This window comes from Gilliamella sp. wkB108 (assembly GCF_001690195.1).
GTDB lineage: Bacteria > Pseudomonadota > Gammaproteobacteria > Enterobacterales > Orbaceae > Gilliamella > Gilliamella apicola_L.
In genome coordinates this window covers 46,137-66,221 of sequence record NZ_LZGM01000024.1, presented here as the reverse complement: position 1 = coordinate 66,221, position 20,085 = coordinate 46,137, and the positions used below count along the sequence as shown (strand labels likewise).

Below are 20,085 nucleotides of genomic sequence, written 5' to 3'. Positions count from 1 at the left end.
TTCTTAAAAATCAAAATTGTTGACTTATGTTTTTTTTACAGATATATTTCAAAAGTGTAATTATTTTACATAAAAAAATAATAATTTATATCAGATAAAAACACGAGATGTTGCAACAACTGCGGTTTTATAGTTTTGCACCTATCTAATAGGAGAAAACGGTGATAAACAACATATTGTTGACAATTACTTGTCAATTTAGCTATGGAAGAGCATGTCTAGATAAATTTGAAAAAAATGCAAATAATGCACAAGAAGCCAATAATGAATTTCTGTATGTAGTACCTAAAAATAAGAAATATTATTCAACAAAAGAAATTAAAGTCATTTTAAATATGTCAATAGTTAAACAGGTTGAACATTTAATCAAACGTTCACATTTTTTGACATCGAAAGATAACTATTTAACTTCTTTTAATGAATTTATGTGTAGCGTTACCTTACTCAATCTTTTGAGTCTATATCTAACAAATAAAGCATCATAATCAAAAAGCGGACTTATTGCATTTTTATAGGCCCGCTTTTGATTTTAATATTTCTAAAAAATAAAGGAGAGCCGATGAAGAGTATTTCTAGGCATGATATAAGAAAGGTTATTTTAGACTTTCTTGAGCAAAGGTTTGCGAATAATAGTAATTACAAAAGTGAACAAGCGAAATTAGAGAAAGCAAAAAAAATGGGCAATTTGTCAGCCATTAATCAATCTGAACAGAAATTAGCTGAGCTTGCCAAAAAGTATGATTTTGAAACCTGGATGGAAGATGCAGCAACGCGCAGAATTTTCTGGATCTCAATGGGAACTAACCTTAGTAAAGGCATTCATTCTTCATCGCTAGGGGATAATGTTAATTATTCAATCCAAACTAAACCAACGGATCAATCCTATGTATCATCCGCCACACCATTGACATTACCATTAGATTGTTCTGGCAATGCCGCTGCGTTAGATATTTTTTCATTGGTTAATCAAAAAGTAAAAGGTGATATAACACTTTTGCAATTGATCGTTAATGATCATCCTGAAATTTTAGCTGCCCTATCCGATGATAAGCAAAAAGCTTCGCTTTATTTAGCTAATTTTAAAAAAGCAATTTTTGATGATTTTGAATATCCGAAAGCCTCTGATCTTAATAAACAATTTTTCTGGCCAAATAGCCAAAAGGTTTATTTATCTGAAAAAGAAAAAAATTATCGGCTTTTAATTCCGCTACATCCTAGTTCACTTTGTCATTTAGTTTTTCAAAAAATACAAACACGATTCTCAGAAGAAAATAAAAATGCTCGAGAACAACGAAGAATTAAAGATGCTGAACATGAATCCTATTTTTCATTTCATCATTTAGCCGTAGTTAAACTTGGTGGCAGTAATCCTCAAGGCGTTAGCCAATTAACCAGTAATCAAGGAGGACGTAATTTCCTTCTACCTTCGATGCCACCTAAATTTAATAGAACACATTATCCATCGATATCTAATTCTCAAGAAACTATTTTTAACAAAACATTGCAATATTATTGCCAATTTGGTTTTAACTTACTATTTGAGATGATTAAAACCGCTAATCATATTGAGGATGCAGGCGATAATCGAAAAGATGCGTTAGCTGTCATCTTAACCTTAATTCTCAAATTTGCTTGGCATATTCAAACGACGATGCCGGAAGGTTGGAGTAGGGGATATTCATTAAATTTAACCCAACAATTATGGCTCGATCCTAAACGAACAAAGTTAGCCGGTGAAACAGAGTTTAAACGAAAATATGAGCAAGGGCATTGGCAACAAGAACTTGAACAACAATTTGCCTTTTGGGTTCATTCTATATTAAAAGAGAGATTCGAAAATGTTACGCAACAACTTTCTGATCTTGAGCTTGGTCAGTGGCGTAATGAATTTAGTATAGCCGTAAATGCGAGTAAACGTGTTAAAGAGGAGATAGTTTGATGGCATCATTACGTTATTATTTACTCTTTGATCATATTCAAATTCAAAATGCTAATGCGATTTCTAGCCCATTAACCTATGGTTTTCCTGCTATTTCTGGCTTTTTAGGTGCAATTCATGCATTAAGTCGCAAAATTGAATCGGAAGATCCTATTTATCTCGATGGTGTGTTAATTGCCTGCCATGATTGTGATGTACAAGTGTATAGACCGCACGATTTTGCAGATTATACTTTTCGCTTAACGCGTAATCCATTGGCTAAAAATGGTGGAACACGTTCAATTATTGAAGAAGGACGTGTACATTTGGATGTTTCATTAATCGTTGAAGTTAAAGTTGAGGTGAATGAGACGTTGAATGATCCAAAACAGCAACAAGAATTTATAAACCAGATGAAACAAAAACTCTATCAACAACGTATTGCTGGTGGACATGTAGTATCAATAGGGGATGTGAAGTTATATTCGGCTTCAGAGTCAGATGAAAATTTAATTCATGCTTTGTTACCAGCTTATATTCTGGTAGAAGCACAGCAAGACTTGCAGACTATTACCGATCAATTGCAACAGCAAGATCCTAAAGCGACCGCACTTGATGCTTTAGTTGAAACGGCAATGTTACATTATAATCCTACAGAAAATGGTCACTGGGAAACAACATCAGTTAAACAGGGGCGTGGTTGGTTGGTACCGATTCATCTAGGATATCAAGCAATTTCACCCCTCTTTTTAGCTGGTAAATTAGAATATGCACGAAGCAATGAGTATAAAGCACAATTTGTCGAATGCATTTATGGATTGGGTAAATGGGTCTTTCCTTTGCGTTTGAAAGACAAATTATCACAATCTTTTTGGCGTTACAAATGCAGTAAGTTGCAAACAAATCGCTCAGATCTTTATATGATCAATCAAGAAATATAAATACAGGTTAATAACAGAGGATAAATAATGAATAAAGCTAAAATTACTACCGCAACTGTACTTGCTTTTGAACGAAATTTTGATATTTCAGATGCTATTTTTGCTCAGCGTAACTGCGCTGATGCAAGTGTTGCATCACCTGTCATTGTGACTGAAAAATCAGTTCGTGGGACGATTTCTAATCGTCTAAAAAATGCGGTAGCAAGCGATCCTATTAAATTAGATGCTGAGATTCAAAAACCTAATCCTCAAAAAATAGATATTGCAGCACTAGATAGCGATAAAGATACCCTCGTTGTTAAATGGAGTTGTAAAGTCTTACCCTTTACAGGTAAACCTTCTGTTTGTAATGATATGGATTATCAAGAAAAATTAGTTAAAACAACACAAAGCTATATCCAACAACAAGGGATGCAACCATTAGCTAAACGTTATGCGATCAATATTTTAAATGGTCGTTGGTTATGGCGTAATCGGATGGGAGCAGAACAAATAAGTATCACTGCAACTTATAAAGATGACAACAATAAGAAGGTAAATATTAAAGTTGATGATGCAAAAAGTTATCATCTTAACACTTTTGATTATGATGATAACCCGATTAAACAGTTATCAAGTTTGATTGAAGATGGTTTATCAGGTAAGAAATTTGTTATTTTTGATGTGGTTGCCGAGTTAAAAATGGGGTTAGGACAAGAAGTGTATCCTTCGCAAGAGTTGATTTTAGATACCGGCAAAGAAAAAAGTAAAGTGCTGTATGAAAAAAATGGTCAAGCAGCGATGCATTCACAAAAAATCAGTAATGCAATACGAACTATTGATACTTGGTATGATAAAAAGGCTCAGTTTCCAATCGCGATTGAGCCGTATGGTGCAGTGACTACTATGGGACATGCATTTCGTCAACCTAAACAAAAATTGGATTTTTATAATCTATTTGACAAGTGGGTTTTAAAAGGAGATAAACCAAGCCCTGAACAGCAACACTATGTCATTGCCGTATTGATTCGTGGTGGTGTTTTTGGGGCAAGCGGAAAGGAGTAAATGAGATGCTCTCACACTTTTTTGAACTGCGAACTATATCGCAAATTGAAATAAGCGAGGTTGATGTAGTTAATCAAATCATGCAATCACTACATCAAATTTTAGTTAATCACCAAGGAAACATTGCTATAAGTTTCCCTTGTTATAATGTGAAACGAACTCTAGGGGGGATTATTCGCATATTTGGTACTGAAAATGAGTTGCAAAATCTCTCAACGGTAATACAACAAGAATCTTCGATTAGTGATTATGCTTTGCTTATGCCTATTTCTCCGGTACCAAAAATCATAAAAGGTCACTTACGTTTAATTCGGGTTAATTCAAAAGGACAAAGTGCATTAAGGCGAGCAGAAAAACGATTAACCGCACAAGGTAAATGGTCAGATGAAGTAAAAGATAGAATGGTGGACAAATGGGGAAGTGTACGGTTGCAATATCCACACATTCATTTTTATAGTAAAAGTACTGGTCAACAATTTATCATGTGGTTAAAACAGGAAAAATGTATTAAACCGGTAGAAGGTACATTCAATAGTTATGGACTAAGCCAAAGCGCAACCGTTCCTGATTTTTAAAAAGATAAACGCAGGTTATTTAGTCGTATGATCTGTTATTGTTAATATATAGACTCCTTATTTAGGTGAACTACAGTGCTGTTCCTTTGGTCGGTATAAAGAATTGGCTGGTATCGATACCTTCAATTTCAAGTAGCTTGATTTTTTTATCGATGCCACCAGCATAACCGGTTAAGTTGCCGTTAGCGCCGATCACCCGATGACAAGGGATGATGATTGAGATTGGATTATGCCCGACGGCACCTCCTACTGCTTGGCTAGACATTTTTGCTTGATTATTCTGTAGCGCGATTTGTTTAGCTATATCGCCATAAGTGATTACTTCACCATAAGGAATTTTGCATAAAATATCCCACACTTTTTGCCTGAATGGTGTGCCAGCAGGTGCGAGGGGTAGTTGGCTAATGGTTTGGTTTTTACCAGAAAAATAGTTATCCAACCATTTTTTAGTGAGATCAAATACCGATAAATGGGCATTGTATTTTAAATCTGCTATTGCCAATTCACCAAAATATTTTTGTCCTTCGATCCATAAACCAATAAGTTGATTTTGTTTGCTTGCTAATGTTATTTCACCTAATGGAGATGAATAGCTTGATGTATAAAACATAAATTTTCCTTAACATTTAATTTCGGTAAAAGTGACGATAGCAACGAATTATAGCTGATGCTTATATAACCACAGATGTTATCACATTTTTTGTTTTCAATGGAAAATACCAATTCTCTCTTTATAATGAATTTTCTTATTTTCAATGATAAAAAAATATCGGAGTAAAGAAATTTATGGATGTAAGCAATAAACCGACCAATTCAGTATCCAGAGTTGCATTAGCCAGTTTTATCGGAACAGCGATTGAGTTTTATGATTTTTATATTTATGCAACTGCAGCAGCTTTGGTTATTGGTCCTGTCTTTTTCCCTGATAGTTCACCTTCAGCACAGGCATTACAGTCATTTGCAACATTTGGCATCGCGTTTGTTGCACGTCCAATTGGTGCAATTTTATTTGGACATTTTGGTGATCGTGTAGGACGTAAATCAACTTTAGTTTTTTCACTTATTTTAATGGGTATAGCCACAGCAGGGATCGGTTTATTACCAGGTCATAGTACTATTGGATTTTGGGCGCCATTATTGTTGTGTATTTTTCGATTAGCTCAAGGGTTGGGACTTGGCGGTGAATGGGGCGGTGCGGCTTTGTTAGCAACTGAAAATGCACCAGAAAATAAACGCGCCTTATTTGGCATGTTCCCTCAATTAGGGCCGTCAGTTGGATTTTTAATGTCAAATGGTGTGTTTTTAATCGTAACTCTGTCTATTTCGAACGAGCAATTTTTAGCTTGGGGGTGGCGAATTCCATTTATATTAAGTGCAGTACTGGTCATTATCGGTCTGTATGTTCGTTTAAAATTGGTGGAAAGTCCTATTTTTAAAAAAGCTCTACAGAGTAATAAACAAGTGAAAGTTCCTGTATTAAATATGTTTATTCACCATTGGAAAGCATTAACATTAGGATCTTTTTCTATGGTAGGTTGTTATACATTATTTTATATAACTACAGCTTTTTTATTACAATATGGCACTAAATATTTAGGGATCCCAAAAGGTAATTTTTTAGGTTTTTTATGTGTAGCTATTGTTTTTATGGCGATAGCAACGCCAATTTCAGCTTGGCTAAGTGATAAGTATGGACGAAAACCAGTATTGGTTATAGGGTTATTATTAGTTGCCATATCAGGTACTTTAATGACACAGTTTATGGCTAGTGGTTCTCAATTTTTAGTGATGACTTTTTTATGCTTAGAGTTGTTTTTAATGGGGATCGTATTTGCACCAATGGGGGCTTTTCTACCTGAAATATTTCCGACTAATGTTCGTTATACTGGATCGTCAGCGGCTTATAGTATTGGCGGGATCCTCGGCGCATCAATTGCACCAATTATAGCTAATAATTTAGTCTCTGTAGGTAGTTTAACTTGGGTGGGCTATTATGTGTCAGTTGCCTCATTAGTGAGTGTGGTGGCAACCCTATTAATTAAAGAGACTAAAAATAGCGATTTTTCCTGTTAAATTGATTATGACTCACTTATGTGAGTCATATTTTTGGCCGTTATTTAGCTAGGTTTTTACCTTTTTCGATATAACTCATATCACCAAAACTTTCGACAATAAATTTACCGTCATCTGTAAAGTGAATTTTAGTGACACTAGCATTACCTAAAGGAGTCGTAATCGGTTTATCTAACATATCTTGAACCATTGCCATAATTGCCATGCCATGTGATACGACAAGTACATTACCACCACCTTGCGCTTTTGCTGATTCAGCAATCGTTTTAAGTGAAGTTTGCATACGTTTTTTTACAGTTTGATAATCTTCAGCTTCGCCCGATTGTTCAACTGCGGCTATAGCATTCATCATTTTTTCTAACGGGATATTACCTTTAGCAAAATCATCCATTAACTCTTTTGATGAAGGATAACCTAAGTGTTGAGCAGCTGGATCCCACATATTAGGATCGAGATCACCTTCAAATAATCCAAAACAAGTTTCTCGTAATCCTTCCATTTCGTTGATGTTTATATCATCTCCTTTTGATTCTAGGATAATGCGAGCAGTTTGCCTAGCTCGTCCTGAATCACTTGAATAAACAGAGATAAAATTGACATCACTCAATCCACGTCCCAGTTGTTGTGCGACTTCAATCCCAGCTTTCGTCAATGGAGTATCAGACCAACCTTGAGCGCGATGAGTGGTATTGAACATAGTTTTACCATGACGAGTAAAATACAAATAAACATCAGCGGCAAATACTTGCGATACACTAAAAATTAGAATAAATGTCAGGCTAATTAGTTTGATAAAATAATTCATTTTTTTAATGTTTCTCCATTAGATTGAATAACTGATTGATACCAATAAAAACTCTTTTTACGGCTACGTTTTAAGCTACCACTACCGTCTTGATTAAGATCGACATAGATAAAACCATATCGTTTAGTAATTTCTGCTTTTGAAGCACTAATTAGATCAATTGGTCCCCAACTGGTATATCCCATCACTTCAACGCCATCTTCGATAGCTTCATGTACTTGCACTAGATGATCATTCATATATTCAATACGGTAATCATCATTGATTGAACCGTCAGCTTCAACTTTATCTTTGGCACCCAATCCATTTTCAACAATAAATAGAGGTTTTTGGAAACGTTCATAAAGGAGATTTAATAAATAACGGATACCAACCGGATCGATCTGCCATCCCCATTCAGATGCTTTTAAATGTGGATTAGGTACCATATCTAAAATATTACCTTTTTGACGCAATGAATCATCATTAGTGCCACAACAACTCATGTAATAACTAAATGAGATGAAATCGATTGTCTCTTTAAGATCTTGTTTATCTTGTTCGGTGATCTCAAGTTTAATATTGTTTTCTTTGAAGTAGCGTTGCATATATGTTGGATAGTATCCACGCGCTTGAACATCGCCGAAAAATAACCAACCATGATTTTCACTATGTGTTGCCCAGACATCTTCTGGTTTTGGTGTTAGAGGATAAGCAATTGCACCTAATAACATGTTGCCAATTTTGGCATCAGGGATCATCTGATGACATAATTTAACCGCGCGACTGCTGGCTACAAGTTGATGATGAATTGCTTGGAAGATCTGTTCTTTGTTGCTATTCCTTGCTAAACCTACACCAGTAAAAGGTTCATGCAATGACATATTGATTTCATTAAAAGTTAACCAATATTTAACTTTATTTTTATAGCGTTCAAAGACTGTTTTTGCATAACGAGTGAAAAATTCAATAACTTTGCGATTACCCCAACCACCATATTGTTTGGTTAAATGATATGGCATTTCATAATGTGATAAAGTCACTAATGGCGTGATATTATGTTTTAGCATTTCATCAAATAATTTATCATAAAATGCCAACCCTTTTTCATTAGGTTGTTCTTCATCACCATTAGGAAATATCCGTGTCCAGGCTATTGAAGTACGCAGGCAACGAAATCCCATTTCAGCAAATAGAGCTATATCTTCCGGATAGCGGTGATAAAAATCTATGGCTACATCTTTGAGACTTTGAATTTGTTTTTCATCACGATTAATGATGTCACCAAAAATGCCATTAGGCGTACAATCTGATGTTGATAAACCTTTACCGTCTTCTCGATAAGCACCTTCTACTTGGTTGGCTGCAATAGCACCACCCCACAGGAAATTTTTAGGAAATTTTATAGACATAGTTTGCTCCTTATTTTTTAGATAATGCTAATAGCTCTTGACCAAATTCAATATCTTCTTGTTCAAAAATACATTGTATATGTTGATAGTCATCACTATTGGTGATAATAATAGGTGTTGTTACTTCGTAACCAGCTTGTTTAATAGCTTGAATATCGAAACTGACTAATAAGTCACCTTTTTTCACTTTACTTCCTGCTTCAACATGAGCTTGAAAATGTTGACCATCGAGTTTAACAGTATCAATACCGATATGAATTAATATTTCAGCACCAGAGTTGGTTAAAAAACCAATTGCATGTTTAGTTCGAAATAATGAAACAACTTCGCCATCTTCAGGGGCTACGGCTTCACCGACAGTTGGGATAATGGCAATACCTTTACCCATTAATTCACTTGCAAAGGTTTGATCGTTAACTTGGTTTAGTGGAATAACCTTACCTTGCATAGGGCTTGAAAGAGTGACAATAGCATGTCCAGTATCATTTGTTACTTTTTCTGTTAATGGCTCAGTAGTGGTTGCTGGTTGTGTATTGGTTTGATTCTTTTCTTTAGGTATACCAAAAAAGTAAGTGACGATAGTTGCAAGTGAAAATGAAACTAGCGTACCAATGATAGCAGCAAAGAATCGTTCATCAATTCCATTATTAGGAATGATTTGCAAAAAAGAAAAGATACTAATTAAGCCAAAAGAGTAGATCATTGTGTGGTAATAACCGATGATTGCACCGCCAATCGTTGCCGAGATACAACCAATGATAAATGGTTTTCTTAATGGTAGATTTACTCCATAGATAGCAGGTTCGGTTACGCCAAATATACCGGATAAAACCGATGAACTGGCTAAGGCTTTAAACTGTTTATCTTTACTGCGTAACATAACAGCTAGTACAGCACCAACCTGAGCAAACACAGCAGGTAAGAGAATCGGCAACATAAAATCTTCCTGACTACCTGTGGTTAAATTGTTCATTGCAAGCGGCACTAAGCCCCAATGAATACCAAAGATAACCATTACTTGCCAAAAAGCAGCGAGGATCATTGAGGCAATAATCGTGTTAAGGTGATAAATATAGATGATCCCTGCAGCAATTGCATTACTTAAAAAGGTGACGACTGGACCAATAACAGCAAAGGTTAATGGGATAGTTATAATGATTCCAAATAGTGGTGCAATGAATCTTTTGAAAGAATCATGCATTATTTGATTAAAACCTTTTTCTAAAAGTGAGTAGAACCAACTAGCAATTATTATTGGGAAAACGGATGATGCGTAAGGAATGAGTTGGATTGGAACATGGAAAAATTCAGTTGTCACTTGTAAGGAATCACCCATCATACCTACAATATTGGGATGAACTAAGCTTGCGCCTAATGCCATACCAACAAACGGATTTCCGCCAAATTTTTTAACAGCACAAAAACCTAAAATAATCGGTAAATAGTAAAAAGGCGCATCGGCAATAGCCCAGAGGAAATTATAGTTAGGAGTTTTATTCTGAATAACATTAATAACCAATAAAAAAGAGATCACCCCTTTTAAAATACCGGCCGGTACAATCACAACTAATGTTGGAATAAATATACCGGAAATAAGGTCAATGAATTTCGACAAAATATTGGTATTTTTAGGCGTCTCTTGTGTCATATTTTGTTCATTGAGTTGGGTTAACTGCATGATGTCATTAAATACATCATTGACATGGTTACCAATGACAACTTGAAATTGCCCACCACTTTGCACCACTGTAATAACCCCGGTTTGTTTTTTGAGAGATTCAGCATCTGCTTTGTGATTGTCTTTAAGCACAAATCTTAATCTTGTGGCACAATGGACTAAACTAGAAATATTATCTTTACCACCGACATATTTAATAATTGATTCAGCAAGTTCTTTATTTTTCATAAAAAAATCCTAAATTTAAGCCAAAAAAAAACCTAAATTCTCTTTTGGGTTTGAGAACTTAGGTTTTGCCTGTCAATATCAACAGTAACAATCCGAAAATATGTAATTAGATTATCACTATTTGTAACAGTGTGAAAAGTAGCTAATTGATTAGAAAGTTAAATTTGTGATCTAACTCTCATTTTTTTCAGTTTTTGGCGTTTGTTGTAATTCATTACGTAGTCGCTCAATATGAATAGTTAAATACATACTTTCATCATCAGTAAGTGGATGTTGATACTGTTGAATTAAATGTAGATCTATCTGTTTAGTACAATAATAGGCTTGTTGGTATTTTTGTCGAATTAATTGGTACAATGAATCATCTTGTTGGATTGATTTACCAGGATTTAAAATTCGCTGGGAAAAGAATTTTAAATGAGTGACAAAACGTTGATAAGATAGGCTTTCTTCATTGTATTCAATATTAAAATGGTATTTTACGATATTAAGGATTTCACGGATAATTTTCGTCATGTTGACGATATTAGGCATCGTATCGTTGAGTTCGGCATTGATAATATGAAAGGTGATGAAACCAGCTTCATCTTCAGGTAGTTCGATCGATAATCGCTCTTTGATTATCGATAGGGCATAAAGAGCTATTTGGAACTCTTTAGGATAAAACTTTTTGATTTCCCACAGAAAATTATTAGGGATATCAAATCCTTGTTTATGACGCTCTATCGCAAAATGGATATGGTCAGTAAGCGAGATATAAATACTGTCTTGTAATTTACCCTCTAATTTTTGTTTGGCATAATTGATGATAATTTCAGAAGTGGTGAGTACGTTTAATGGGATTTCAGAAAGTAATTCAGCGAATTTTGGTAACGTCTCTTTGTTAGTTAAAGAAAATTTTTTTTCGATAAGTTTGCTATCAATTAAATCACCTTCACGTTTTTTGAATCCAACGCCTCGGCCGGTAATAATTAATTCATTGCCTTTGGGGTCAAGGGTAACAACAACATTATTATTAAGTATTTTATGAATTTTCATGTGTGTTACTAGCTCATTCTTCGGTGTAGATATTATGAATTGCTAATAAAAAATAGGAAGTGGAAAAATAAAAAAGTGTGATAAGTATCATTTTTTTGAAAAAACCATTTGCTATTTTTAATGTTCATTGATTAAAAACCCGATATTGTAGTCAATATCGGGTTTAAAGATTGATAAATTATTGAGCTAATAATTTATTCATGGTTTGTATAAATTTACTTGGATCTGATAATGACCCTTTTTCTGCAAGTAATGCTTGATCTAATAGTAGTTCAATCCAATCATTAAAGGCTGACTCATCTTGAGTATCTGCGATGCGTTTAACCAGTTTATGATCGGGATTAATTTCAAATGTATATTTGATTTCAGGTGCCTTTTGTCCTGCAGCTGCAAATAGTTTTGCCATTTGCGTACTCATTTCATCAGCAGCAGTAGTTACAATGGCAGGCGTATCTGTTAGACGATGAGTTAATTTCACTTCTTTAACTTTGTCACCTAAAACTTTTTTAACTCGTTCAATAAATGGTTCAAGTTCTTTTTCAGTTTGTTTCTGTTCTTCGTTATCTTGATCGGCTAGTTTTTCAATCGATTCATCTGACTTACTTACAGATTGGAATTGTTTGCCTTCAAACTCAGTTAAATTACTCATCATCCATTCGTCAATACGATCAGATAATAATAATACTTCAATTCCTTTTTTGCGGAATAATTCAAGATGAGGGCTATTTTTTGCAGCACCATAGCTATCAGCTGTTATGTAATAGATCTTTTCCTGACCTTCCTGCATACGACTAATATAGTCATCTAGTGATACAGTTTGTGCTTCACTATCATTTTGGGTAGTGCTGAAACGTAATAACTTAGCAATCGCTTCACGATTAGCAAAATCTTCACCTGTACCTTCTTTTAGCACTAAGCCAAATTCTGTCCAGAATTGTTGATACTGTTCTTTATCATCTTTAGATAATTTATCTAACATCTGTAAAACTCGTTTAGTACAAGCATTACGTAGATTTTGTGTGACTTTATTATCTTGTAAGATTTCACGTGATACATTTAATGGTAGATCATTGGAATCAATTAAACCTTTTACAAATCGTAAGTAATTTGGCATAAATTGTTCTGCATCATCCATAATAAAGACACGTTGTACATAAAGTTTTAATCCATGTTTGTTATCACGGTTCCACATATCCCAAGGTGCTTTTGACGGAATATAAAGTAAACTTGTGTACTCTTGTTTACCTTCAACTCGATTGTGACTCCAACTCAGTGGATCGGCAAAATCGTGTGAAATGTGTTTATAAAATTCTTTATACTCTTCATCACTAATTTCATTTTTACTGCGAGTCCAAAGGGCTTGGGCTTTATTGACTTTTTCCCATTTAACTTCTTTGCTTTCTTCGTCAGTAGTTTGTACTTCAACTGGTAGCGAAATGTGGTCAGAATATTTACTAATGATAGAACGTAAACGCCAATCATCTAAAAACTCTTTTTCATCCTCTTTTAAGTGTAAGGTAATTTCTGTACCGCGAGTCTCTTTGTTATCATCAGAGATAGTATATTCACCTTCACCAGTTGATTCCCACATTACTGCTTCATCTGCTTTAGCGCTCGCAGCACGAGTTTTAACGCTTACTTTGTCAGCAACAATGAAGGCTGAATAAAAGCCAACACCAAATTGACCGATTAATTGACTATCTTTTGCCTGATCACTGCCAATAGATTCTAGAAATGCTTTTGTGCCTGATTTGGCAATAGTACCTAAGTTTTCAATAACTTCATCACGGGTCATACCGATTCCGTTATCCGCAATGGTTATTGTTCCGGCTTCTTTGTTGGTTGATATTTTTACGCCAAGTTCTGCATCACCTGCGTATAGATCTGGATTTTCCAGTGCTTTAAAACGTAGTTTATCGGCTGCATCAGATGCATTGGAAATGAGTTCTCTTAAAAATATCTCTTTATTTGAATATAGAGAGTGGATCATTAAATGAAGAATTTGTTTAACTTCAGATTGGAATCCACGAGTTTCAGTTCCTTGTTTACTCATTGACTAATACCTCAAATATAATTAACAAACTCAAATAGCATAAAAATAGAAGGAGAAGATAGATCCTCATGTTGATAGCTTATTATCTATCTGCATCTTTATGTTAATTGAGTTTAAATGCTTAATGGTTTGATTAATTGTTGTATTGCTATATGGGAATAAAAAAAAGAATTTCAAGAGAAATGATGAATTTTATTGGTTATCAATTGATGATCATTAACTTAACCATTTATAAGATAAGCGATTTTCATTATTGAGAAGAGCAATATCTAATAATCAATTGAACAAAAAAAAGCCTTGATTTACATCAAGGCTGATTGATAACTAAATGAATATTATTCAGTATGTTTATTATTCAGGCATAAAACCGTAAATAAGAATTAATATAACAGCAATTGGAATAACAAAACGAGTTAAGAAAGTCCAGATTGCAAACCAAGATTTGCTTAAATTAAGCTCTTGACGAATGAGAGTTTGTCTCATCATCCAACCACCAAAGATGATGGTTCCAAGACCGGTAACAGGTAACATGATTTTACTGGTCAGATAATCCAACAAATCAAAGATATTTTTATCAAATAATTTTATATCCGACCATTCATTAAACGCTAGTAAACAGGCGATACCTATAGCCCAAATAATTACACTACTGACTATTGTTGCCGTTTTGCGTCCCATAGGTGTTTTTTCTTCCAATAACTCGACCGTTGGTTCGAGTAAGGAAATAGAAGAAGTTAGTGCGGCAAAGGTTAAGAAAATAAAAAATAGTACGCCTAAAATGGTGCCTCCAGCCATGTTACCAAAAGCAATTGGTAAGGTTACAAAAATCAATCCCGGTCCAGAACCTGGTTGTAAACCGTTGGCAAATACGAGAGGGAAGATCGCCAAACCAGATAACATAGCCACTAATACATCTAAAATGACCACTGTACGTGCGGTCGATAATAAGTTCACATCTTTACCAAGATAAGAACCATAGGCCATCATGATCCCCATACCTAATGATAAGCTAAAGAAAGCATGACCTAAAGCGGCAAGAACGGCCGTACCATTGATTGCTGACCAGTTAGGTGTAAATAAAAATCGGAACGCTTCACCAAAGTACGGTCCACTGACATAAGCAGCATAGCCAACTAAAACGAGTAATAAGATCCCTAAACCAGGCATCATAACTTTACAGGCTCGTTCTAAACCAGCACCCACTCCCATTGCCACAATAAATGCAGTTGCGCCCATAAATACTGTATGCCATGTCAATAGATGATTTACATTGCCTAAGAAGTCGGTGAATATTTTTCCTGTAACCTCGCCATTCGCATTAAGGAAAACCCCTTTTCCTGCTAAGAAGATATAATCAGTAGCCCAACCACCAATTACACTATAGAAAGAGAGTATTAAAAATGAACCGAGTACACCAATAATACCAACCCAACACCAAGATCGTGAACGACCTTCTGACACAGCTACATCTTCCATGGTATGAATTGGATTTTTTTGGCCACGACGACCAATTAACCATTCCATGACTAAAATAGGTAAGCCAATGACGAACATAAAAATTAAATAAGTGAGAACAAATGCTGATCCTCCCATTTCGCCTGCCATATAGGGGAACTTCCAGATGTTACCCAAACCTACAGCAGAACCAGCCGCAGCAAGCATAAATCCTATGCGCGAGCTCCACTGAGAATGATTTTTTTTCATAGTACTTGTACTCATGAATATTTTTCCCTTGAATCTTAATTGTTTAATTCTTGTGTAAATACAACTCTTTTAAAAAAAGTGATCCGTAATCATGTCATAAAATAAGCATGGAGACAAGAAATCATTAGAATCAATAGTTATATCTGTTTATAAATTTAGCTCAATTAGAATGATGTTTAATAAGAGATCAATTTTTAGTTAAATTGAAGTTAACTCATGATGAATATAGCAAAGTAAAAATCGCCAATAGTGTTTAGGATGAAATATTAACGATCTGTCTTTGATTACCCAGACATATTAATTTATAAGTTATATCAACACTATTAAGTTGGATAATTAAACAGAGATCTCAACTACAACTAAGTAATATTATCTCAGGATTATGGGAAATATGTTTTAGGTACATAAACGAGCAGAGCATTTATCGCAGAGGATATGACGGTATAAAAATCATAATGATGAGTATTAATAACTTTTATGCAGCTGTTTTACCCACTTTTGATACCAATGACTCTTTTTTATAAAAAGAATGATTAAAACAGCAATTGATGCTTTTGTTAATAACAGGCATGGCATAGAATAGATTGCAATAATACTACTTGAATCGCCACAATAATTGAAGAGAAATTATGACACAAAATATTGATTTTAATGAAATAAACAAATTTTCACAGCTTGCTTCACAGTGGTGGGATCCTAATGGCAAGTGTAAGCCTTTGCATATTATCAATCCTTTACGGGTTGACTATATTCAACAACAATGTAGCTCATTAGAAGATAAAGAAGTATTAGATGTAGGATGCGGTGGTGGCATCTTATCCGAAAGTTTAGCTAAATTAGGGGCTAATGTAACAGCTATCGATTTAGCACAAGAATCATTAGAGATAGCTAAATTACATGCTAGTCAAAATGGTTTGACGATCGACTATAAAAAACAAACGGTTGAAGATCTTGCTCAACAAACTCCGGCATACTTTGATGTGATAACATGCATGGAACTTTTAGAGCATGTACCCGATCCTACTTCAATTATCAATGCATGCGCAAAATTACTTAAACCTAATGGCAAATTATTTTTATCTACGATAAATCGAAATCATAAAGCGAGGTTATTATTAATTTTTGGCGCTGAGTACATCGCTAAACTTATACCTAAAGGCACTCATGATTTTAATCGATTTATTCGTCCATCGGAATTAATGACGTGGGTAGAACATTCCGGACTGGATGTGAAAGATGTAATAGGTATGGAGTATCATTTATTGAATAATCAGTTCAAATTAGGTGCAAATATTGATGTCAATTATATTTTACTGGCACAAAAAAGCGTTGAATTGTAAAAATGTGATCTAATTCACACTTTAGATAAACTTTCACATATTTTTATTATTTTCCTCTATAATCGCCTGCGTTACCGATAACATCGGTTTTGTAAATCTGAATTTAAACGCAAATCAAATGTGAAAATACCTTACTGTGTTAATACTATTTAAATCGTTATTATTACTTATCGTATTGATGCATTAGCATCAATCCTATTTATTATCTTGTTACCGGAAACTATTTATTGTTTATTTAGAGGAATTATTTATGCCGTTAATTATAATTGCTATCGGTGTGGCGTTATTACTTATTTTGATGTTACCACTAAGAGTCAATGGTTTTATTGCTTTGATTTTGGTGGCACTCAGTGTCGGTGTTATGGAAGGTATGCCTATCATGAATGTCGTTACATCAATCAAAAATGGCGTAGGTGGTACGTTAGGTAGCTTAGCCTTAATTATGGGCTTTGGGGCAATGCTTGGAAAATTACTGGCAGATTGTGGAGGCGCGCAACGTATTGCAACAACACTTATTGCGACATTCGGCGATAAAAAAATTCAATGGGCAGTGACTCTGACAGGATTTATTGTGGGTTTTGCTCTTTTTTATGAAGTGGGTTTTGTTCTATTATTGCCTTTAGTGTTAACCATCGCGGCAACATTACGTATATCACCTCTGTATATTGGTATTCCTATGGCTGCTGCATTGTCTGTGACGCATGGTTTTTTACCCCCTCATCCAGGTCCTACTGCGATTGCAGAGATCTTCAAAGCAGATATGGGCAGAACATTACTTTATGGGACTATTATTGGTATTCCAACTGTTATTTTAGCGGGTCCGATGTTGGCAAAATTACCCTTTATTCGTGCGATTAATCGTCCGATTGAAGATGGGTTATACAATTCTAAACAATTCAGTGAAGAGCAAATGCCAAGCTTTGCTGTAAGTGTTTTTACTGCGTTAATCCCAGTAATTTTAATGTCTATTCGTGCGGTTTGTGAAATGACATTAGCAAAAAGTCATTTTGTATTACCTTATGTTGAGTTTTTTGGTGATCCTGTCATAGCCACGTTAATTTCAGTGTTGATTGCGGTATTTACCTTCGGGATTTTTCGTGGTCGTTCTATGACAGAAATCAATAGTACTCTAGGCGATTCGATTAAAATTATTGCGATGATGTTATTGATTATTGGCGGTGGTGGCGCCTTTAAACAAGTCTTGGTTGATAGCGGTGTAAAAGTCTATATTGAAGAGATGATGCATGCTTCAAATGTTTCCCCGTTAGTCATGGCATGGTTAATTGCTGCTTTACTACGTTTGGCATTAGGATCGGCAACGGTTGCAGCATTAACCGCTGGGGGCATTGTATTTCCTTTAATTGCTTCAACAGGTGTTAGCCCTGAACTAATGGTTATTGCTACCGGATCGGGTAGTGTCATCTTTTCTCATGTTAACGATCCGGGTTTTTGGTTATTTAAAGAGTATTTTAATTTAAGTATTATTGAAACGATGAAATCATGGTCATTGTTAGAAACAGTCATTTCATTATGTGGATTGATTGGTTGTTTGGTGATTAACATGTTTATTTAGTTATCACGTTTTATCTCTCGGCACCTCATTGAATTTTAATCGATGAGGTGTGACCTTAAGTTGTTATCATGTCATCACTATTAAGTTTTCGCTAATTTTTCCCTATTTTATGAGCAAAAAGTGAGTTAACTTTGAAAAAGTTTAAATTTCTCTAGTTTTTTAAGATTTAAGTAGGTAGAATACATCGGCAATATTTTATCAACATCTAACTTTATGGTGAATATTGTCATGTCTCGTATAGTAAAAGAAGCCCTCACATTTGATGATGTGTTATTAGTTCCAGCTCATTCCACTGTATTACCCAACACCGCAGATATAAGCTCGCAACTCACACAAACAATTAAATTAAATATACCCATGTTATCTGCTGCAATGGATACTGTAACCGAATCAGATTTAGCTATTGCACTTGCACAAGAAGGTGGCATTGGTTTTATTCATAAAAATATGTCAATTGAAAGTCAAGCAAATCATGTAAAACGTGTTAAAAAGCATGAAAGTGGTATTGTTCAAGATCCTGTATCTGTTTTACCTAATGCAACCATTCAGCAAGTTATTAATTTGGCGAAAGAGTATGGTTTTGCTGGTTTTCCGGTTGTTACAGAATCACAAGAATTAGTTGGTATTATTACTGCACGTGATGTTCGATTTGCAACAGATTTATCCTTACCAGTGACAGCGGTCATGACACCTAAAGAGCGTTTGGTAACGGTGAAAGAAGGTGAAAAACGAGAAATTGTTCTTAAAAAGATGCATGAATATCGAGTTGAGAAGGTCCTTGTCGTCGATTCAAGATTTCATTTAAAAGGCATGATCACAGTTAAAGATTATAACAAAGCTGAACAAAAACCTAATGCTTGTAAAGATGAAAAAGGGCGTTTACGCGTTGGTGCAGCGGTGGGTGCAGCTCCCGGTAATGAAGAACGAATTGCAGCATTAGTCGAGGCAGGTATTGATGTACTATTAATCGACTCTTCTCACGGTCACTCGGAAGGCGTTTTACAGCGTATTCGTCAAGCTCGTCAAGCTTATCCGGATTTACAAATTATTGGTGGTAATGTTGCAACAGCCGAAGGGGCAAAAGCGCTTATTGATGCGGGTGTAAGTGCAGTTAAAATTGGTATTGGTCCAGGTTCAATCTGTACAACTCGAATTGTAACTGGCGTAGGTGTTCCACAAATTAGTGCAATTATGGATGCGGTAGAAGTTGCTGAAAAACATAATATTCCGGTTATTGCTGATGGTGGTATTCGTTATTCTGGTGATATAGCAAAAGCTATTGCTGCTGGAGCATCTTGTGTCATGGTCGGTTCAATGTTTGCAGGAACTGAAGAAGCTCCGGGTGAAATTGAATTATATCAAGGTCGAGCTTATAAATCCTACCGAGGAATGGGGTCATTGGGAGCAATGGCGAAGGGATCTTCTGATCGTTATTTCCAAACTGATAATGCAGCAGATAAGTTAGTTCCTGAAGGTATTGAGGGTCGAATTGCTTATAAAGGCCCTTTAAAAGAAATTATTCATCAACAAATGGGTGGATTACGATCTTGTATGGGGTTGACTGGATGTGCAACTATTGAAGAGTTACGTACTAGATCTCAATTTTATCGTATTACTGGTGCCGGTATGAAAGAGAGCCATGTACATGATGTTCTGATCACCAAAGAACCACCTAATTATCGAGCTGGATCTTAATTCGATTGACCTAATTAAAAAAAATAACT

16 protein-coding genes are annotated in these 20,085 nt (G+C 35.0%); 9 read left to right on the top strand and 7 right to left on the bottom strand.

Annotation, left to right across the window (positions count from 1 at the left end):
- The first annotated feature begins 161 nt into the window (after positions 1-161).
- The 5 genes from A9G11_RS03535 to cas6f all read left to right on the top strand — a co-directional run bounded on the left by A9G11_RS03535 (position 162) and on the right by cas6f (position 4,478).
- The gene (locus tag A9G11_RS03535) at positions 162-485 is read left to right on the top strand and encodes a hypothetical protein (RefSeq protein WP_065618156.1); all 324 of its coding nucleotides are present in this window, start codon (positions 162-164) and stop codon (positions 483-485) included.
- 74 nt (positions 486-559) lie between these two features.
- Positions 560-1,939 carry a type I-F CRISPR-associated protein Csy1 gene (gene csy1 / locus A9G11_RS03530; RefSeq protein ID WP_065618155.1) on the top strand — a complete coding sequence of 460 codons (1,380 nt, stop codon included), beginning with the start codon at positions 560-562 and terminating at the stop codon, positions 1,937-1,939.
- The gene (csy2, locus tag A9G11_RS03525) at positions 1,939-2,859 is read left to right on the top strand and encodes a type I-F CRISPR-associated protein Csy2 (RefSeq protein WP_065618154.1); all 921 of its coding nucleotides are present in this window, start codon (positions 1,939-1,941) and stop codon (positions 2,857-2,859) included. Before csy1 ends, csy2 begins: the two co-directional genes overlap by 1 nt.
- A gap of 27 nt (positions 2,860-2,886) precedes the next feature.
- On the top strand, positions 2,887-3,903 hold the full coding sequence (gene csy3 / locus A9G11_RS03520; protein ID WP_065618153.1) for a type I-F CRISPR-associated protein Csy3: 1,017 nt from the start codon (positions 2,887-2,889) through the stop codon (positions 3,901-3,903).
- 5 nt (positions 3,904-3,908) lie between these two features.
- Entirely contained in the window at positions 3,909-4,478 is a 570-nt protein-coding gene (gene cas6f, locus A9G11_RS03515; RefSeq protein WP_065618152.1) for a type I-F CRISPR-associated endoribonuclease Cas6/Csy4, read from the top strand.
- 70 nt (positions 4,479-4,548) lie between these two features.
- Here cas6f and A9G11_RS03510 read toward each other — a convergent pair whose 3' ends face one another.
- Entirely contained in the window at positions 4,549-5,088 is a 540-nt protein-coding gene (locus A9G11_RS03510; RefSeq protein WP_065618151.1) for a methylated-DNA--[protein]-cysteine S-methyltransferase, read from the bottom strand.
- A gap of 176 nt (positions 5,089-5,264) precedes the next feature.
- On the opposite strand from A9G11_RS03510, the gene A9G11_RS03505 reads away from it, so the two are divergent.
- Entirely contained in the window at positions 5,265-6,551 is a 1,287-nt protein-coding gene (locus tag A9G11_RS03505) for an MFS transporter (protein WP_065618150.1), read from the top strand.
- A gap of 40 nt (positions 6,552-6,591) precedes the next feature.
- Here the strand turns inward: A9G11_RS03505 and A9G11_RS03500 are convergent, their stop codons facing one another.
- From A9G11_RS03500 to A9G11_RS03475, 6 genes are all read right to left on the bottom strand, one after another.
- Positions 6,592-7,356 carry a histidine phosphatase family protein gene (locus A9G11_RS03500; protein WP_081298398.1) on the bottom strand — a complete coding sequence of 255 codons (765 nt, stop codon included), beginning with the start codon at positions 7,354-7,356 and terminating at the stop codon, positions 6,592-6,594.
- Positions 7,353-8,747 carry a glycoside hydrolase family 1 protein gene (locus tag A9G11_RS03495; RefSeq protein WP_065618149.1) on the bottom strand — a complete coding sequence of 465 codons (1,395 nt, stop codon included), beginning with the start codon at positions 8,745-8,747 and terminating at the stop codon, positions 7,353-7,355. The genes A9G11_RS03500 and A9G11_RS03495 overlap by 4 nt, the downstream gene beginning before the upstream one ends.
- Before the next feature lie 10 nt (positions 8,748-8,757).
- Positions 8,758-10,653, bottom strand: coding sequence for a beta-glucoside-specific PTS transporter subunit IIABC (locus A9G11_RS03490; RefSeq protein WP_065618148.1), 1,896 nt, complete (start codon positions 10,651-10,653; stop codon positions 8,758-8,760).
- A 171-nt stretch (positions 10,654-10,824) separates the two neighbouring features.
- A complete protein-coding gene (gene licT / locus A9G11_RS03485) occupies positions 10,825-11,691 on the bottom strand; it encodes a BglG family transcription antiterminator LicT (RefSeq protein WP_065618147.1) in 867 nt (288 codons plus the stop codon).
- 178 nt (positions 11,692-11,869) lie between these two features.
- Positions 11,870-13,744 (bottom strand): molecular chaperone HtpG, encoded by a 1,875-nt coding sequence (htpG, locus tag A9G11_RS03480; RefSeq protein WP_065618146.1) that lies wholly within the window; start codon positions 13,742-13,744, stop codon positions 11,870-11,872.
- Between the two features lie 351 nt (positions 13,745-14,095).
- The gene (locus tag A9G11_RS03475; protein ID WP_218056030.1) at positions 14,096-15,463 is read right to left on the bottom strand and encodes a sodium-dependent transporter; all 1,368 of its coding nucleotides are present in this window, start codon (positions 15,461-15,463) and stop codon (positions 14,096-14,098) included.
- Between the two features lie 614 nt (positions 15,464-16,077).
- On the opposite strand from A9G11_RS03475, the gene ubiG reads away from it, so the two are divergent.
- The 3 genes from ubiG (at position 16,078) to guaB (ending at position 20,056) form a co-directional block, all read left to right on the top strand.
- Positions 16,078-16,788 (top strand): bifunctional 2-polyprenyl-6-hydroxyphenol methylase/3-demethylubiquinol 3-O-methyltransferase UbiG, encoded by a 711-nt coding sequence (ubiG, locus tag A9G11_RS03470; protein WP_065618145.1) that lies wholly within the window; start codon positions 16,078-16,080, stop codon positions 16,786-16,788.
- A 250-nt stretch (positions 16,789-17,038) separates the two neighbouring features.
- Positions 17,039-18,361 carry a gluconate transporter gene (gene gntT / locus A9G11_RS03465; protein WP_065618144.1) on the top strand — a complete coding sequence of 441 codons (1,323 nt, stop codon included), beginning with the start codon at positions 17,039-17,041 and terminating at the stop codon, positions 18,359-18,361.
- A 228-nt stretch (positions 18,362-18,589) separates the two neighbouring features.
- The gene (gene guaB / locus A9G11_RS03460; protein WP_065618143.1) at positions 18,590-20,056 is read left to right on the top strand and encodes an IMP dehydrogenase; all 1,467 of its coding nucleotides are present in this window, start codon (positions 18,590-18,592) and stop codon (positions 20,054-20,056) included.
- Positions 20,057-20,085 lie beyond the last annotated feature (29 nt).

What these genes read in the sequence shown, in the direction of transcription:
- A9G11_RS03510 (WP_065618151.1), bottom strand. Translation starts at nt 5,088, where the DNA reads ATGTTTTATACATCAAGCTATTCATCTCCATTAGGTGAAATAACATTA.
- cas6f (WP_065618152.1), top strand. Translation starts at nt 3,909, where the DNA reads ATGCTCTCACACTTTTTTGAACTGCGAACTATATCGCAAATTGAAATA.
- A9G11_RS03500 (WP_081298398.1), bottom strand. Translation starts at nt 7,356, where the DNA reads ATGAATTATTTTATCAAACTAATTAGCCTGACATTTATTCTAATTTTT.
- A9G11_RS03495 (WP_065618149.1), bottom strand. Translation starts at nt 8,747, where the DNA reads ATGTCTATAAAATTTCCTAAAAATTTCCTGTGGGGTGGTGCTATTGCA.
- csy2 (WP_065618154.1), top strand. Translation starts at nt 1,939, where the DNA reads ATGGCATCATTACGTTATTATTTACTCTTTGATCATATTCAAATTCAA.
- htpG (WP_065618146.1), bottom strand. Translation starts at nt 13,744, where the DNA reads ATGAGTAAACAAGGAACTGAAACTCGTGGATTCCAATCTGAAGTTAAA.
- csy3 (WP_065618153.1), top strand. Translation starts at nt 2,887, where the DNA reads ATGAATAAAGCTAAAATTACTACCGCAACTGTACTTGCTTTTGAACGA.
- guaB (WP_065618143.1), top strand. Translation starts at nt 18,590, where the DNA reads ATGTCTCGTATAGTAAAAGAAGCCCTCACATTTGATGATGTGTTATTA.
- gntT (WP_065618144.1), top strand. Translation starts at nt 17,039, where the DNA reads ATGCCGTTAATTATAATTGCTATCGGTGTGGCGTTATTACTTATTTTG.
- A9G11_RS03475 (WP_218056030.1), bottom strand. Translation starts at nt 15,463, where the DNA reads ATGAGTACAAGTACTATGAAAAAAAATCATTCTCAGTGGAGCTCGCGC.
- A9G11_RS03490 (WP_065618148.1), bottom strand. Translation starts at nt 10,653, where the DNA reads ATGAAAAATAAAGAACTTGCTGAATCAATTATTAAATATGTCGGTGGT.
- ubiG (WP_065618145.1), top strand. Translation starts at nt 16,078, where the DNA reads ATGACACAAAATATTGATTTTAATGAAATAAACAAATTTTCACAGCTT.
- A9G11_RS03505 (WP_065618150.1), top strand. Translation starts at nt 5,265, where the DNA reads ATGGATGTAAGCAATAAACCGACCAATTCAGTATCCAGAGTTGCATTA.
- licT (WP_065618147.1), bottom strand. Translation starts at nt 11,691, where the DNA reads ATGAAAATTCATAAAATACTTAATAATAATGTTGTTGTTACCCTTGAC.
- csy1 (WP_065618155.1), top strand. Translation starts at nt 560, where the DNA reads ATGAAGAGTATTTCTAGGCATGATATAAGAAAGGTTATTTTAGACTTT.